At 58.1% G+C, this 14,644-nt stretch carries 12 protein-coding genes; 4 read left to right on the top strand and 8 right to left on the bottom strand.

The genetic code is table 11. The annotated features are described in order from the left end of the window. Positions 1 to 48 precede the first annotated feature (48 nt). Together DHN12_RS07215 and DHN12_RS07210 are read right to left on the bottom strand one after the other, a co-directional pair. Positions 49 to 819, bottom strand: a complete 771-nt coding sequence (locus DHN12_RS07215) for a crotonase/enoyl-CoA hydratase family protein (RefSeq protein ID WP_108859581.1) — start codon at positions 817 to 819, stop codon at positions 49 to 51. 9 nt (positions 820 to 828) lie between these two features. Then, positions 829 to 1,590 carry an SDR family NAD(P)-dependent oxidoreductase gene (locus DHN12_RS07210; RefSeq protein WP_108859580.1) on the bottom strand — a complete coding sequence of 254 codons (762 nt, stop codon included), beginning with the start codon at positions 1,588 to 1,590 and terminating at the stop codon, positions 829 to 831. Positions 1,591 to 1,798: 208 nt separating this feature from the next. On the opposite strand from DHN12_RS07210, the gene DHN12_RS07205 reads away from it, so the two are divergent. Genes DHN12_RS07205 through DHN12_RS07190 form a run of 4 tightly spaced genes read left to right on the top strand, consistent with a single transcriptional unit; the run spans position 1,799 to position 6,858 of the window. Further along, positions 1,799 to 3,643 carry a feruloyl-CoA synthase gene (locus DHN12_RS07205; protein WP_159089984.1) on the top strand — a complete coding sequence of 615 codons (1,845 nt, stop codon included), beginning with the start codon at positions 1,799 to 1,801 and terminating at the stop codon, positions 3,641 to 3,643. Then, positions 3,640 to 5,268, top strand: a complete 1,629-nt coding sequence (locus tag DHN12_RS07200; protein WP_108859578.1) for an acyl-CoA dehydrogenase family protein — start codon at positions 3,640 to 3,642, stop codon at positions 5,266 to 5,268. Before DHN12_RS07205 ends, DHN12_RS07200 begins: the two co-directional genes overlap by 4 nt. A gap of 16 nt (positions 5,269 to 5,284) precedes the next feature. Then, positions 5,285 to 5,698 carry a Zn-ribbon domain-containing OB-fold protein gene (locus tag DHN12_RS07195; RefSeq protein WP_108859577.1) on the top strand — a complete coding sequence of 138 codons (414 nt, stop codon included), beginning with the start codon at positions 5,285 to 5,287 and terminating at the stop codon, positions 5,696 to 5,698. Between the two features lie 11 nt (positions 5,699 to 5,709). Beyond that, positions 5,710 to 6,858, top strand: a complete 1,149-nt coding sequence (locus tag DHN12_RS07190) for an acetyl-CoA acetyltransferase (RefSeq protein WP_108859576.1) — start codon at positions 5,710 to 5,712, stop codon at positions 6,856 to 6,858. 203 nt (positions 6,859 to 7,061) lie between these two features. Here DHN12_RS07190 and DHN12_RS07185 read toward each other — a convergent pair whose 3' ends face one another. The 6 genes from DHN12_RS07185 to DHN12_RS07160 form a co-directional block, all read right to left on the bottom strand. Next, on the bottom strand, positions 7,062 to 8,231 hold the full coding sequence (locus tag DHN12_RS07185; protein ID WP_108859918.1) for an amidohydrolase family protein: 1,170 nt from the start codon (positions 8,229 to 8,231) through the stop codon (positions 7,062 to 7,064). 286 nt (positions 8,232 to 8,517) lie between these two features. Further along, the gene (locus DHN12_RS07180; RefSeq protein WP_108859575.1) at positions 8,518 to 8,811 is read right to left on the bottom strand and encodes a hypothetical protein; all 294 of its coding nucleotides are present in this window, start codon (positions 8,809 to 8,811) and stop codon (positions 8,518 to 8,520) included. Then, positions 8,808 to 9,122: an LLM class flavin-dependent oxidoreductase gene (locus DHN12_RS07175; RefSeq protein ID WP_108859574.1), complete on the bottom strand. Its 315-nt coding sequence runs from the start codon at positions 9,120 to 9,122 to the stop codon at positions 8,808 to 8,810. Before DHN12_RS07175 ends, DHN12_RS07180 begins: the two co-directional genes overlap by 4 nt. 254 nt (positions 9,123 to 9,376) lie before the next feature. Then, the gene (locus DHN12_RS07170) at positions 9,377 to 11,146 is read right to left on the bottom strand and encodes an acyl-CoA dehydrogenase (protein ID WP_108859573.1); all 1,770 of its coding nucleotides are present in this window, start codon (positions 11,144 to 11,146) and stop codon (positions 9,377 to 9,379) included. A 12-nt stretch (positions 11,147 to 11,158) separates the two neighbouring features. Further along, entirely contained in the window at positions 11,159 to 13,456 is a 2,298-nt protein-coding gene (locus DHN12_RS07165; RefSeq protein WP_108859572.1) for a 3-hydroxyacyl-CoA dehydrogenase/enoyl-CoA hydratase family protein, read from the bottom strand. Continuing rightward, the gene (locus tag DHN12_RS07160; protein WP_108859571.1) at positions 13,457 to 14,638 is read right to left on the bottom strand and encodes an acetyl-CoA C-acyltransferase; all 1,182 of its coding nucleotides are present in this window, start codon (positions 14,636 to 14,638) and stop codon (positions 13,457 to 13,459) included. It abuts the gene before it with no gap. Between the last annotated feature and the right edge of the window lie 6 nt (positions 14,639 to 14,644).

The following is a 14,644-nucleotide window of genomic DNA, read 5'->3' as shown; positions in this document are numbered from 1 at the left end:
CGGGATCTGGTGAAACGCTCTCACACCAGATCCCGCGTGTCTCGGGACTTACTGATTGTCCCGCTTTCCTGTCTTGTTCAGAAACGCCTCCATCCCGGCCCGCGCTTCGGGTGAGGATTGGGCAATCGCCGCAGCCAGGCTTTCGGTAAAGAAGCCATCACTGGCCGACATGTCATTGATGCGCGTGATCGCCTGCATCATCATGTAATTTGACAGCGGCGCATTCTCGGTCACACGCTTGGCCAGCTCCATCGCTTTGTCGAACACAGTTCCGTCCGGCTCAACATAATGCGCCAGACCCAGTTGCAGGCCTTCGTCCGAGCCATAACGGCGACCGGTCAGCATCATCTCCATCATCCGGCTGGCCCCGATGATCCGGCCAACGCGAACGGTTGCGCCGCCGCCTACAAAGATCGCGCGGCGTCCTTCGGGCAGTTCATAGAACGTATTCTGCTGCGAGACCCGAATGTGGGCGGTCATAGCCAGCTCCATCCCACCGCCCAAAACACCACCGTTCATTGCGGCGACAACCGGAACACGTCCGTATTCGATTTTGTCGAAAATCCTGTGCCACAGGCGACATTCATGCATCGCCCCTGCGGCGTCGCGCATCGAATGTTCGAACAGGTCCAGCCCGGCACAGAAATGCTGACCGGAACTGCGGATCACAACGGCGCCAATCTCGTCGGGAAGGGTGTCGAAGTAATGCTCGATCTCGAACAGTAGCCCGTGATTGATCGCATTGAACTTGGCTGGTCGGTCCAGCGTCAGGATACCGACCGGACCGTCTGTCTCTGGGGTGATATGTGTATATTCCATTGCAAAGCCTTACTTGGGTTCCAGACGGATCGCGCCGTCCAGACGCACGCATTCACCGTTCAGCATGGTGTTTTCGATCATGTGCCCTGCCAAGCGCGCGAACTCAGCCGGCTGTCCAAGACGCGACGGGAAGGGAACCTTGGCACCCAGACTGTCCTGAATCTCTTGCGGCAGCAAATCCATCATCGGGGTCGAGAAGATACCCGGTGCAATCGCCATGACCCGAACGCCCGAGCGCGCAAATTCCCGCGCCGCAGGCAAGGTCAGACTGGCCACCCCACCTTTCGAGGCTGAATATGCCGCCTGCCCGATCTGCCCCTCAAAAGCCGCAGCCGACGCGGTGTTGATGATAATCCCCCGCTCGTTATCCTCAAGCGGTTCATTTTGAATGATCCGCTCAGCCGCCAGGCGCATGACATTAAAGGTGCCGATCAGGTTGATCTGAACCGTTCTGGCGAACCCGTCCAGCGCCGCCGGGCCGCTGCGCCCCACGATCCGCTCGCCATGTGTGACGCCGGCGCAATTGACGACAACGCGGGGCAAACCATTGGCGGCAATTGCCGTGTCCAGCGCCGCTGTGACCTGCGCCTCATTGGTGACGTCGCAAGGAGCGGCAATTGCCGCCAGTTGCTTTGTGGCCTCATCCAGCTTGTCGCCGGGCAAGTCGAACAGGGCTACTTTCGCCCCGCGTGATGCCAGATACTCGGCCGTCGCAAACCCCAACCCCGAAGCACCGCCAGTCACTATTGCGGATGCGTTTTCGATTCTCATTTCATGTCTCCCTGTGTGTCCCGCACGCCATGACGCAACAAAATCAGGCTTTGGTCTTGCGCGATTTCCTGATGCATCATACCCGTTGGATCGGAACTTAGTGAACGATCAATAATACATTTGCATACTAACAATTTTTTGGATAGCCTGATTTTCAAAATATGCATCATGTCGCGCCCATAGCGACCAGATGACAGGGAGAGGAAAGATGAGCAATTCAGCCCGGCAAATTGAAGACGGTGTTGTGCCTATCCAAAAATTCGCACCCTCAAAGGTGTTACGTGAAGACCTGGGCGATGGCGCCTTTGTTTTGCGTAGCCCATACCCGCTGAATATGGATGTACAGTGCGTTTCTGAATATCTGGAACGCTGGGCGGAAGAAGCACCTGATCTCCTGTTTCTGGCCGAACGTGGGCCAGACGGAGAATGGATCAGCGTCACCTATTCCGAGGCTTTGGCGCAAACCCGCTCACTGGCTGCGTTTCTTCTGAACAAGGGACTGGGTAGAAATCGCCCGCTTTTGATTCTGTCAGGCAATTCGGTCCGGCACGGTCTGCTGATGCTGGCTGCTATGCATGTGGGCATTCCGGTGGTGCCGGTTTCTGTCCCTTACTCTCTGTACGACGAGTCCCTGGCTAAACTGCGCCATATCGTCAGGACCACAAATCCCGGTATGGCCTATGCCGATGATGCCAAGGGCTTTGCCCATGCTTTTGAGTTTCTCGCCTCGGAAGGCATCGAACAGCTGTCGGACAATGGCGCACTGACTTTTGAACACGCCCTGGAAGCCACAGCTGGCGAACCGGTTGCCCAAGCGCGGGCCACGATTGACCATGACACGCTGGCCAAGATTCTGTTCACCTCTGGCTCAACCGGGTTGCCCAAGGGCGTCATCGTAACGCAGCGCATGATGTTGGCCACTCAAGAAGCCGTGGTGCAGGTTTGGCCGTTTCTGGAAAGCGCCCCACCTGTCGTGGTTGATTGGCTGCCCTGGAACCATACGTTCGGCGGCAATTTCAACTTCAACATGATGCTGCGCAACGGCGGCAGCTTCTATGTCGATGATGGCAAGCCCGTGCCGGGTGAAATCGAAAAGACAATTCGCAACGTACGCGACGTATCACCCACTCTGTTCTTCAACGTCCCACGCGGCTTTGACATGCTTTTGCCGGTCCTGCGCGAGGACGCAGTCTTTCGCAACGTTTTTTTCAAGCGGCTTGATCTGATCTTTTTCTCTGGTGCGGGGCTACCCGACCATCTTTGGGAAGGTCTGGAACAATTGGGCGTGCAGGAACGAGGCGAGAAAATCCCGTTTGTAAGCGCGTGGGGCCTGACCGAGGCGATGATGGCCACCTGTGTACACTTCCCCATCGACAAGGCCGGCGTCATCGGGGTGCCGGGTCCGGGATCCGAGCTGAAGTTTCTGCCCAATGGCGGCAAGCTGGAAATGCGGGTCCGCGGACCGCATGTGACAACAGGTTATCTGAACAACGCCGAAAAGACCGCCGAGGCGTTTGATGAGGAAGGGTATTTTCTGACCGGCGACGCGGGTCGACTGCAAGATCCCGATGACCCGTCAATGGGCATCGTTTTCGATGGTCGCATATCTGAGAACTTCAAACTGATGACCGGCACTTGGGTCGCCGTCGGCAACTTGCGTGTTGCGTTGCTGCAGGCTCTCAGTCCGATTGCCTCGGATGCCGTCATTACCGGCCATGACCGGACTGAAATTGGTGCCTTGCTGTTCCTGAATGCAGAAGAATGCAGGGCCCTGACTGGACGGGACGACACTTTGGCCGGCTATGCCGATGATCCGACTGTGCGCGCCTTCATCACCGAACGTTTGGCTGCGTACAATGTCGGGCAAACCGGCAGCGCCACACGCGTGAAGCGCGTTCGCATCGAACACGACGCCCCGGCGGTTGAAAAGAATGAGATCACCGACAAAGGCTATATCAATCAACGCCTTGCGCTAGAGCTTCGGGCTGACGCAGTCACTGGATTGTATGAAGGATCCGAGGATGTGATCGCATCAGGAAAGGCCTCCTCATGATAGACTACACCGCCTCTGAAGCCGAGATTGCATTCGTCCTCAAGCATATCGGTCGGCCCGAGCGGCTGCCAGATTGGAGCGACGATCTGGCCGAGGCTGTAATCCCCGCCTTAGGTCGCTTCATCAACACCGAAATTGCCCCTTTGGACATGATCGGCGAGGAACAAGGCGCGCGTCTGGAAAATGGCCGTGTGCGGATGCCACCAGGCATGGTCGCCGCCTATAAGAGCTATGCCGATGCCGGTTGGCCGGGCCTTTGCGCGCCTGAAGAATATGGCGGGCAAGAACTGCCGCACATTCTGGGCGCGGTTCTGGCGGATATGCTGGCTGGCGCGTGTATTTCCTATGAAATGGTGCTGAGTCTTGCGCAGGGCTGCATTCGAACCCTGAATGCCTCGGGCAATGACGATCAAAAGGCGCGGCTGTTGCCGCCGCTGGTGTCGGGCGAATGGATGGCATCGATGTGCCTGACCGAACCGGATGCGGGGTCAGATCTGGGCCGGATCAAAACAACCGCTACACACGATGGCGAAGGTTATGTGCTCAGCGGCACTAAAATCTTCATCTCGGCCGGTGACCACGACTATACCGACAACGTATTGCATCTGGTGCTCGCCCGCACTCCGGACGCAGCGCCGGGTGTGCGGGGACTGAGCCTGTTTGCCTGCCCCGCCGTTTTGCCGGACGGTATGCGCAATCAGGTGCAAACCGTCCGTATCGAAGAAAAGATGGGTATGCATGCCTCACCCACCTGTCAGATGGCGTTCGACGGCGCAAAGGCCGAATTGTTGGGCCAGGAAGGCCAGGGTCTGGCCGCCATGTTCACTATGATGAATGCCGAGCGTCTGGATGTGGCCCTGCAGGCCGTGGGCCAAATGGACGTGGCCTTTCAGCGTTCGCGTTTGCATGCCGCAGGTCGGCGCCAGGGCACGACATCAGAAGGCACGGCGCTGATCACCAAACACGGTGACGTTCAGCGAATGTTGCTGGATATCTATGCCTACACCCTGGGATGCCGGGCGATGGTTTATCGCACCTTTGTGGATATGGACCTGGGCGCCGATCAGGGGTTGCTGGATATCCTTACTCCGACCTGCAAGGCCTTCGCGACCGACGCAGTCAACGCGTCCTCAAGCCAGGCGGTGCAAATCCACGGCGGCTATGGATTCTGCAAGGAATACCGCGTTGAGCAGGTCATGCGCGACAGCCGCATCATGGCAATTTACGAGGGCACCAACGGCGTTTTGGCGACCGGAGTGGCCCGCCGCGCGATCCGCGCAAATGGCGGTGCGGCAGCGCAGGCTTTTGCCGATTTGGCCTCAACGGGCCCCAGCTCGATCGAGCTGGCCGATGCGATCGACGCCTGGAAAACCGCAACCCAAGCTATGCAAAGCTATACGGATATCGGTCCGTCGGTCTCGGACTATATGCGGCTGACCGGGCTGGTATATTTTGGTCGCGTCTGGGCGGATCTCGAGGCTGCCGCGGACAACGCTCCGGAACCCGATTTGTTGCGCGCCACTGCGGCCCATGTCCGGGCGCGCATCCTGCCCGAAGCCGGTTTGCTGCGGCACCGCATCCTTAATCCAGAACCCACGCATTCTGCGGCGATCTTTGCCGCGTGAACATCAAGGACGACACATGACTGACTTTACTCTTCCCGAAGCCAGCCCTCAGGCCGACGCGGCATTCTGTTCCGGTCTGGCCACTGGAAAATTTCTGATCCAGCGCTCAAAAACCACGGGTGCATACAATTTCTACCCACGCGCCATTTCCCCATCCACCGGAGCAGACGATCTGGAATGGGTCGAAGCCTCGGGCCGCGGCACTGTCTTTGCCTCGACTATCATCCGGCGTCCGGCAAAATACGGCGGTGACATCAACAACGTGCTGATTGATCTGGACGAAGGTCCGCGCATGTTCAGCCGCATTGTGGACCTGGACAACGAAGCGATCACCATCGGTATGAAAGTACAGGCCGTTGTCATGACCCCCGACTTCGGACCCAACGCAAAATCCGGCGAAGCCGCCGTGTTCTTCAAGCCTGCGGAATAAGGAATTCAATCATGGCACATGCACTTCGCGGCAAATCCGCAATCGTTGGCAAAGGCTATTGGGGCCTGGGCAAAACGCCCAACACCTCACCAATGGAACTGATTGCCAAAGCAACGCAGAACGCGCTGACCGATGCAGGCATGGACCTGTCCGAGATCGACGGCGTCTGTGGTGGAACATTCTACCACTTCTTCCCCACCCTTTCGATCGCCGAGTATCTGGGCATCAAGCCAACCTGGGCGAACTCGGACATGGTGGGCGGATCGTCCTTCATGTCCTATCTGGTCGAAGCGACCATGGCGATTCAGGCGGGCTTGTGTAAGAACGTGCTGATCTGCTACGGCTCGAACGCGAAATCCGCGCGCGATCTCAACGGGTTGATCGAAACCCCGCAATGGGAACGCGCCTATGAACCAATGGTGCCGGTGCCGGGATATGCCTTCACCGCGCAACGCTATATGCACGAGTTCAACGTCCCCAAAGAGCATTTCGGGCATGTCGCCATCTCGGCCCGGAAATGGGCCCAGCTGAACCCCGATGCGACAATGCAGGATGACCTGACGATGGAGGAGTATCTGAACTCGCCCATGGTTGCCGATCCATTGGCGGTTCTGGATTGTTGCCTGATGTCGGATGGCGGTGCCGCGATCATCGTGACCTCAGCCGACCGCGCAAAGGATTATCAGGAAAAGCCCGCCTATTTCCTGGGCGGCGGCAACGCGATTTCCCACCGCGAGATCAGTCAGGCCGCCACGCTGACCACCACCTGTGCCACCGAAAGTTCGAAACGTGCGTTCGAGATGGCCGGCGTCACTACCAAAGACGTTGACGTCGTCGAGCTTTATGACGCCTTCACGATTAACACGCTGCTGTTTCTCGAGGACATGGGCTTTGTGAAGAAAGGTGAGGCCGGGGCCTTTGTGGCCGATGGCAACATCGCGCCGGGCGGCTCGCTGCCGGTAAACACCAATGGCGGCGGGCTAAGTTGTGTGCACCCCGGCATGTACGGCCTGTTCTGCCTGATTGAGGCTGCAACCCAAATCCGGGGCGACGGCGGCAATCGTCAGATCGATGATGTGAATATTGCGATTGCCCATGGCAACGGCGGCACGTTCTCGAACGAGTTCACGACCGTTCTGGGCAGCGAAGCGGCGCTTTAAACGATCAAGGGGGCTAATGCGTCCCCCCGCCCCAAAGTTTGAGGCTTTGCCAATGCGATAGAACGCAACCTACCGAAGACGAACCCTCGGCAAGGGTCAGTTAGCGTCAGAAGCACACAATCCAATTTCGTATTTTTGGGAAAGCCCTAAGACCGCCTATCTGGCGGTCGGGCTTAGGCATCAAACCTAGGTTTCCCGTGTCTTTAAAGTACGGGTACGCGCGCTGCAGGAGGGGTCGAACGTGACCGTCCAGTTCGCATTTTACCATCAATCATAACGGCCCCAACTCCGGGGATGTTGCCGACCGCCATGCCCTCCAAAACGTTCTTACCGTCCGATCCTTCTGGGCGGTCCATGAACACCAGATCGGCTGGGCGGCCTCGTGCGACGATGCCTTGTGCAAGATCCCGTTTCTTTGCCACGTTTCCCGTGCCACAGCACCACGCCTGTTCGGCAGGCAATCCGCCAATACTGGCCAGCAGAGTTGCCATTCGCAGCATTCCATTCGGCTGTACACCAGACCCCGCTGGGGCATCTGTTCCAATCAGGAAATCGGCAAGGCGACCTTCGGCCAACGCGCCTTCCAGCGTCACTATTACCGACTTCTCGTTGCCATTGTGTACCGCTTCAAGCGCCCCTTTCGCGTGGCGGCAAAGCTCTCGGATTTCATCCTGGGAAATTGAGGTTGGTCCGCCATTGATATGACTGACTACGTCCGGTTGCGCCTCTAGCACATCTGCTGCTCGAACATCGTGAGAGCCCGCAATCGAAGGGCCGCCAGTATGCATAATGGTTTCTATTCCCAATTCCCGACACCAGCCGGTGACGCGGGCCGCGTCGGGACCTTTGGCAACTGTCCCAAGGCCGATCTCTCCAATATGCCGGATACCGGCCGCCTTTATTGCCGCATAGAAATCGCGATCAAAATCAAGTTCGGGCACTGGCGCTCCTGCCAAAACCTTGGCACCGGACGGGCGGAAATTTGAATAGCAACGTTGTGCCACCATCGCCAAAGCCTTGACGCCTTCGGCATCCTTGGGCCGACCAGGCAGATGGACTTCGCCGGCGGAAATAAAGCTTGTGACGCCGCCGTTAACATTCATTTCGATCCAGCCAATCTGGCTTTGGCGCGGGGTCCAATCGCCGAAAACCGGGTGGCAATGGCCATCAATCAGGCCCGGTGCGACCGCACAACCAGAGGCGTCAATGACGCGATCCGCGTCGCCGGCCGCAAGGCCCACAATCACTCCGTCTTCGATGAGAAGGCAATCACTGTCGGCAATAGGCGATTCCAGATCACCGGTTAGAAGCAAACCGATGTTACGGATTAGTGTGCGACCCTGTTCCGGTGTGTCTTTTGGTGCGTCAGCCATCTGATCCCCCATTTAGCGTGTGATTTCTGGTTCATATTTGGATCAAAAAAAGCACGCCAAGAAATCGTTCGGTCGTCGTGCTTCCTTCATCCATTTTCATTAGTATACAAGCGATATTAGGACGCCTGTGTCAAGACCTTCTAACTGGCGCTAGGCCGGGAATGGCTACCCTTGAACGGTTGATTGACCAGAGCCGACCAATCCTCGCCTGTTATTAAGAAACCTGCATTCGGCAAGCCACCGACTAGTACCGCGGCTTGGGCGCTGTTGCCCCTATTACCGCGGTTCACGAAAACGCCTTGACGACTTTGGCGTAGTTGTCCAGTTTCTCAAGCTCTTCATCCTGCGTGAAGTAACCGACGTGATGCCAGACGACGAATTCTTCGGTCCCGTATTTCTCTTCCAGCGCACCAACCTGATCGATCACCTGGTACACGGCGCCTTTCCAGACCCGCCACATCGGCACATGATATGGCGGGGCGTTAGAGGCGAAATTGAACGATTCCTCAAAAACGCGATAGTACTGCCCGGTCTGCGCTTCGGTCGATCTGATGGTCAGATTGGGTTGTGATGATATCAAGATGCTGCGCCAGTGTATTCAGCCAGCGCGGCGTGTTGTCCCGAACAAAACCGCGGCGTGTTGTCCCGAACAAAACCACAGAACAGTCGGCCACCGGGCATGTAATCGATCGTTGCCAGATCCTGGGCCAGACGCATCGGGTGATGCGCCGTCAGCGCCATACCCACCTGCCCCACCATCGGGTTTTTGGTGTTTGCAGCGATGTGCATATTCCACAAAGGCGGATTGGTCATGGTTTCGATCCCTTCCACCTGAAAATGATGCTCGGTCATGCAAAATCCGGCATACCCGTTTTCGTCGGCAAATTTCATCTACCCGGTTGTCCGTTCTAACAGCGTTTCATACCGATCCGGGTCCGAGCCGGGCAGAACGACATCTTCGCCCTTTGAATGCATATTAAGTTGCACAAGGTTGTGGGTTTTCAAGACTATACCTGCCTTTAGTGCCCGTTCACGAAATTCTACTGCTGACCGCTCAACGGAACTTGATTTGGGTCAAGAAACGCAAAAAGGGCGCCCTGTTTCCAGAACGCCCTTTAGCGCCGCTGTCTGTGAAGAAGGAGGAGTTACAGACAGCGATCAGCCCGACATACAACGCCGGGTTCACCGGCCTGCATGATTAATTCGTGGCTGACAGCACGGGGCAATGCCCGCGCCATAAAGGCGCGCGCTGCATCCACCCGATCCGCATAGTACTCTGACGATTGAGCGCCCGCTGCTGCCTTGGCCACCCGTGCAATCCGGGCAGACATCCAGGCCGATACGCTGAGAGCTACAATTTCCAGATAGTCACAGGCCCCGGACAGCACGTCACCTTGCGCTGTGCCCAGCACCCAATCCGTCGAACGCCCAAGCCGTGATGCCGCATCGCGCAAACTTTTCTCTAAGTCAGAGAGGTCGTTGCCCAGTTTGCCCGCCTCGTCCAGCATATCGGCCACCAGACCCTTGATGACGGCACCATTGTCGCCGCGCACCTTGCGCATAACCAGATCGCGGGCCTGAACGGCATTGGTACCTTCGTAGATTTCGGTGATCCGCACGTCACGCACCAGCTGTTCGACGCCGTAATCCTTGATGAACCCATGCCCGCCATGCATCTGCACAGCCTCATTCGCCATTCGCGATCCCATGTCGGAAAGGTAGGACTTGATGACCGGCGTCAGTAGCGAAAGGCGCGCGTCTGCAACTTTGCGCTGCTCGGGCGTTGCGGCACGATGAACTTCATCCAACAGGCCCGCTCCGAAATAGGCCAGCGCGCGGGCAGCATCCATCTCGCCTTGAGCGGTCAGTAGGCGGCGGCGTACGTCCGCATGGGCAATCAGCGGATCGGCGGGACCGTCCGGGTTCAACGGTTTCCCATCCGCGCGCCCCTGAAGGCGTTCGTGGGCATATGCCGACGCGGTTTGCACAGCGGCCTCAGCCACGCCCAACCCTTGCAGGCCAACCGACAGGCGCGCGGCGTTCATCATCACGAACATCGCGGCCAGGCCCTTGCCCTCTTCGCCGACAATCCAGGCTTTGGTGTCCTCGAAGGAAATGGCGCAAGTGGGTGATCCGTGAATACCCATCTTGTTCTCGATCCCGGCAATGGTGATCGTGTTCTGCTCGTCCGTCGTGTTGTTGTCCGCATCCAGCATGTATTTCGGCGCCAAAAACAGTGATAGTCCGCGCGGTCCGGGCTCAGCGCCCTCGACCCGAGCGAGGATCAGATGGGCGACATTTTCCGACATGTCATGGTCGCCCCAGGTGATGAAGATCTTGTTGCCGGTGATGGCATAAGATCCGTCATCATTTCGAACGGCCTTGGTGCAGATCAGGCCCAGATCGGTGCCGCAATGCGGCTCGGTCAGGTTCATGGTCCCGGCCCAGTTGCCAGACGTCAGATGAGGGCAATAGACCGCCTTTTGTTCGTCCGAGCCATAGGCCATCAGCGCTTCGACAACGCCGAAGTTCAGTTCGTGGATCAGGGCAAAAGCCAGATTGGTTCCGGCCATCCCTTCACGCAGGGCGGCATGCAGGACGAAGGGCAGTTGTTGGCCACCATATTCTTCTTCCAGTGCCAGCGCGTTCCAGCCGTCTTCGCAGAATACCTTGTAGGCGTCGCCAAAACCGGGCGCGGCATAGACCTGACCATCTTCAAGCCGTGCGCCTAGTCTGTCGCCCGCCTCATTGCAGGTTGCCAGATTGTCGCGCACAAACCCGTTGATCGCGTCAACGATCGCAAAGAACGTATCTTTGTCGCAATGCTCATATCCAGGCAGCGCCAGCGTCTTGTCGAGGTCAAGAACCTCGTTCAACAGAAAAGTAATGTCCCGCTGCGGGAGTTGATAATCCATACCTATGATCCCTCAGTTTTTAAGCGGCTTGCCGGTCGTCATGGTGTGGCGCATCCGTTCAATTGTCTTATCCTGTCGGATCAGGCGCATCATGCCTTCGGCTTCCAGCCTGTGCAGCGCTTCTTCATCCAGAACGCCGCCCTCACCCCCGGCCAGTACGTGCGCCGTTTCACGCGCAATCTCGACCGTGTAGGGCGCGTCGGGCATCGCCTCGGCCAGTGCGGCCAGCTTTGGCTCCAGCGCGGCGTTGATAGCTGCGGCATCCAATGTGATCTCGGCCTTAGGCGCGGATTTGTACCCGTCGACCAACGCCAGAGCCGCCGCCTTGGCTTCGGCCAAAAGGCGGTCGCGGTTCTTCACCACGCCATCGGTTTGCCGCAAGTAACCCGCATGCTGCGCCATAGGGGCAGAGCCGGTCATCAAAGCGACCGAAATCACATCGAACGCTGCCTCGGCCCCTTTGACAGCATCACCCAGTTCCGCCGCTTTGAGCAGCAACAGCGCGGTTGTTCCGCCCCATGCAGGCAGCAGACCAACATTGGCCTCGACCAATCCGACATTGCTTTCCAAAGCGGCCATAACCCGATCCGAATGCATTAGGATTTCGCAGCCGCCGCCAAGGGCAAGCCCACAGGCGGCCGAGACAACCGGGAACGGCGCGTACTTGATCTTGCGCATCGTGGCCTGACCGATGGCCAATTGCTCTTCGACTAGAACCAATTCCCCCGCATCAGCACGATCCAGCGCTTTTTTCAGGTTTGCGCCCACTGAAAAGTGGTTGCCGTCCGACCCGATGACCATCGCTTTGAAATCTCGGGCCACGACGTCCAGTGCTTCGCTTACACCTGTCATCACCTGATCGTCCAAAGCCGCATTAGGTGCGGTGATCGTCAGCAGAGCGACACCATCACCCATATCGCGCAGCACAACAGCCTCGGCCTGGAACACCGGAGCATCCGTCAGATCAGATGCAAAGATCACCCCGGGCCCACGCGGCACATCTGCCTGTTCGCCCGAAGGCAACAGCACCTTACGGTCACGGCCCTGACCTGAATAAATCCCGCCGCGTTCAGCGGCCAGCGCCAGCAAGGGCGGCACATCCTGACCCTCGGCCTTCAAGCGAGCCACAATCTTGTCCGCACCAATCTTGTCGATCAACTTGAATGGGCCCATGCGCCAATTGTATCCCAGCTCCATCGCTGCATCGATATCCGCCGGGTTGGCGGTAATCTCGGGCACGCAGTAAGCTGCGTAAGACAAAGTCGGCCCCATTACAGCCCAGGCATAATCAGCCAACCGATCACTGGCCTGATCAATAAAGTCGACACCAAAGCTTTTGGCCAACTCCGGACCCTTGGCCTGCGCACGATACTCTAGCGTTCCCAGATCAACGGCTTCGGCGATTGTTTCGCCATTTTCGTCCTTGGATCTGCGATAGAAACCCGCACCGACCTTGCGACCGGCCAAACCCTTGGCGGCCATCTGATCGAACAGCTCCAGACCGTCGGTGTGGAATTGCTGCGGATCATCAGCCTCAAGCAGATTGCGCATGGACAGGCGCGATTTGCCCATCAGGTCGATGCCGATCAGGTCCATCAACGCGAATACACCCGTTCCGGGCACGCCGAAGGGACGGGCCAGCACTGTATCAGCCTCTTCAACTGTGATGCCACGCGCCACGGCCTCGCGGGCAGCGGCGTTCATCCACAGCCCGCCCAGACGGTTGGCGATGAAACCGGGGCGGTCGTTGCAGGGCACGACGGTTTTGCCGAGGCGTTCATCGCTGAACGCACGCGCACGTCCCGCAGCAGCCGGATCTGTGTCCGGTCCGGTCACAAGCTCAACCAAGCGCATATAGCGCGGCGGGTTGAAGAAATGCACGATGATGAACCGCTTGCGCAGGCTGTCATCCATCTGGCTGACCAAATCGGCCAGCGGAATGGTCGAGGTGTTCGAGCTCAGCAATGTATCGTCGCGCAGGTAAGGCGCAATTTTCGCATAGAGCGCGTGTTTGATGGCGAGGTCTTCCAGAACGACCTCAACCACCCAATCACAGGTCGAAAGCTGATCCAGATCATCATCCAGATTGCCCGCTGTCAGCCGGGCCGCATAGGCCGGGTCGGCCAGTTGCGGCGCGCGGCCCTTGGTCATGCGTGCAACAGCACCTTTGGCCAACATCGAGCGGTCTTCGGCATCCTTTGGGACGATGTCCAGCAAAATGACTTCGGCACCGGCATTGGCGAAATGGGCGGCAATGCCTGCCCCCATCACGCCCGAGCCGATGACAGCAACTTTGTTGATCGCAGTCATTTAGAGAACCTCGAACAGACCAGCAGCACCCATGCCGCCGCCGATGCACATAGTGGCAACGATGTACTTCGCGCCGCGTTTCTTGCCCTCGATCAGCGCGTGACCGACCATACGCGTGCCCGACATACCATAGGGGTGGCCCACGGAAATCGCGCCGCCATCGACGTTCAGGATCTCATTCGGGATGCCCAGCTTGTCACGGCAATACAGGGCTTGCGATGCAAAGGCCTCGTTCAATTCCCAAAGGCCGATATCGTCCATCTTGAGGCCATTACGTTCCAGCAATGTCGGCACTGCAAACACCGGGCCGATACCCATCTCATCGGGCTTACAACCCGCGACGACATAGCCCATATAGCGACCCAGCGGCGCAAGCCCGCGCTTTTCAGCCAGTTTCTCTTCCACCACGACCTGCGCCGAGCCACCGTCGGACAATTGCGAGGCGTTGCCAGCCGTGATCCATTTGTCCTCACCCATCACTGGGGTAAGACCCTGCAGGCTTTCCAGCGTGGTCGAAGGGCGGTTGCACTCGTCCTGCGTCAGCGTGACCTCTTCATAGGTGATCTCGCCAGTTTCCTTGTTCTTGTTTGCCTTGGTGACCGTGATTGGCACGATCTCGTCATCAAACTTGCCCGCAGCCTGCGCCGCGGCGGTGCGCTGCTGCGATTGCAGGGCAAACGCATCCTGCGCTTCGCGGCTGATACCATAGCGTTCGGCCACAGTATCGGCGGTCTGGATCATCGGATCGTAGAACCCACGAATGTTCTGCGCGATCCAGTCCTCTTTCAGGCGATAGGTGTTATCGCGACCCATCACCAGCGAAATGCTTTCTGCTCCGCCGCCAACGACAACGTCACAGCCGTCCACCATGACCCGAGAACAGGCGCGCGTCAGGGCCTCAAGACCGGACGAGCAGAACCGATTGATGGTCTGGCCCGATGCGGTCACGGGCAGACCGGCGCGCATGGCGACCTGACGACCCAGATTTCCGCCGTTTGCACCTTCGGGGACGGCATTGCCGATGATCACGTCCTCAATTTCAGACGGGTCAACACCGGCGCGTTTGACCGCCTCGGCGACGGCATGGCCACCATAAACGGCGGGGTGAGTGTCGTTGAAAGCACCACGAAAGGCTTTGCCAATTGCAGTACGGGCGGTCGAGACGATTACAGCAGAACGCATTAGATT

It is taken from the genome of Ruegeria sp. Alg231-54 (genome assembly GCF_900143525.1).
Lineage (GTDB): Bacteria > Pseudomonadota > Alphaproteobacteria > Rhodobacterales > Rhodobacteraceae > Ruegeria.
This window is presented reverse-complemented; position numbering and strand designations above follow the sequence as displayed.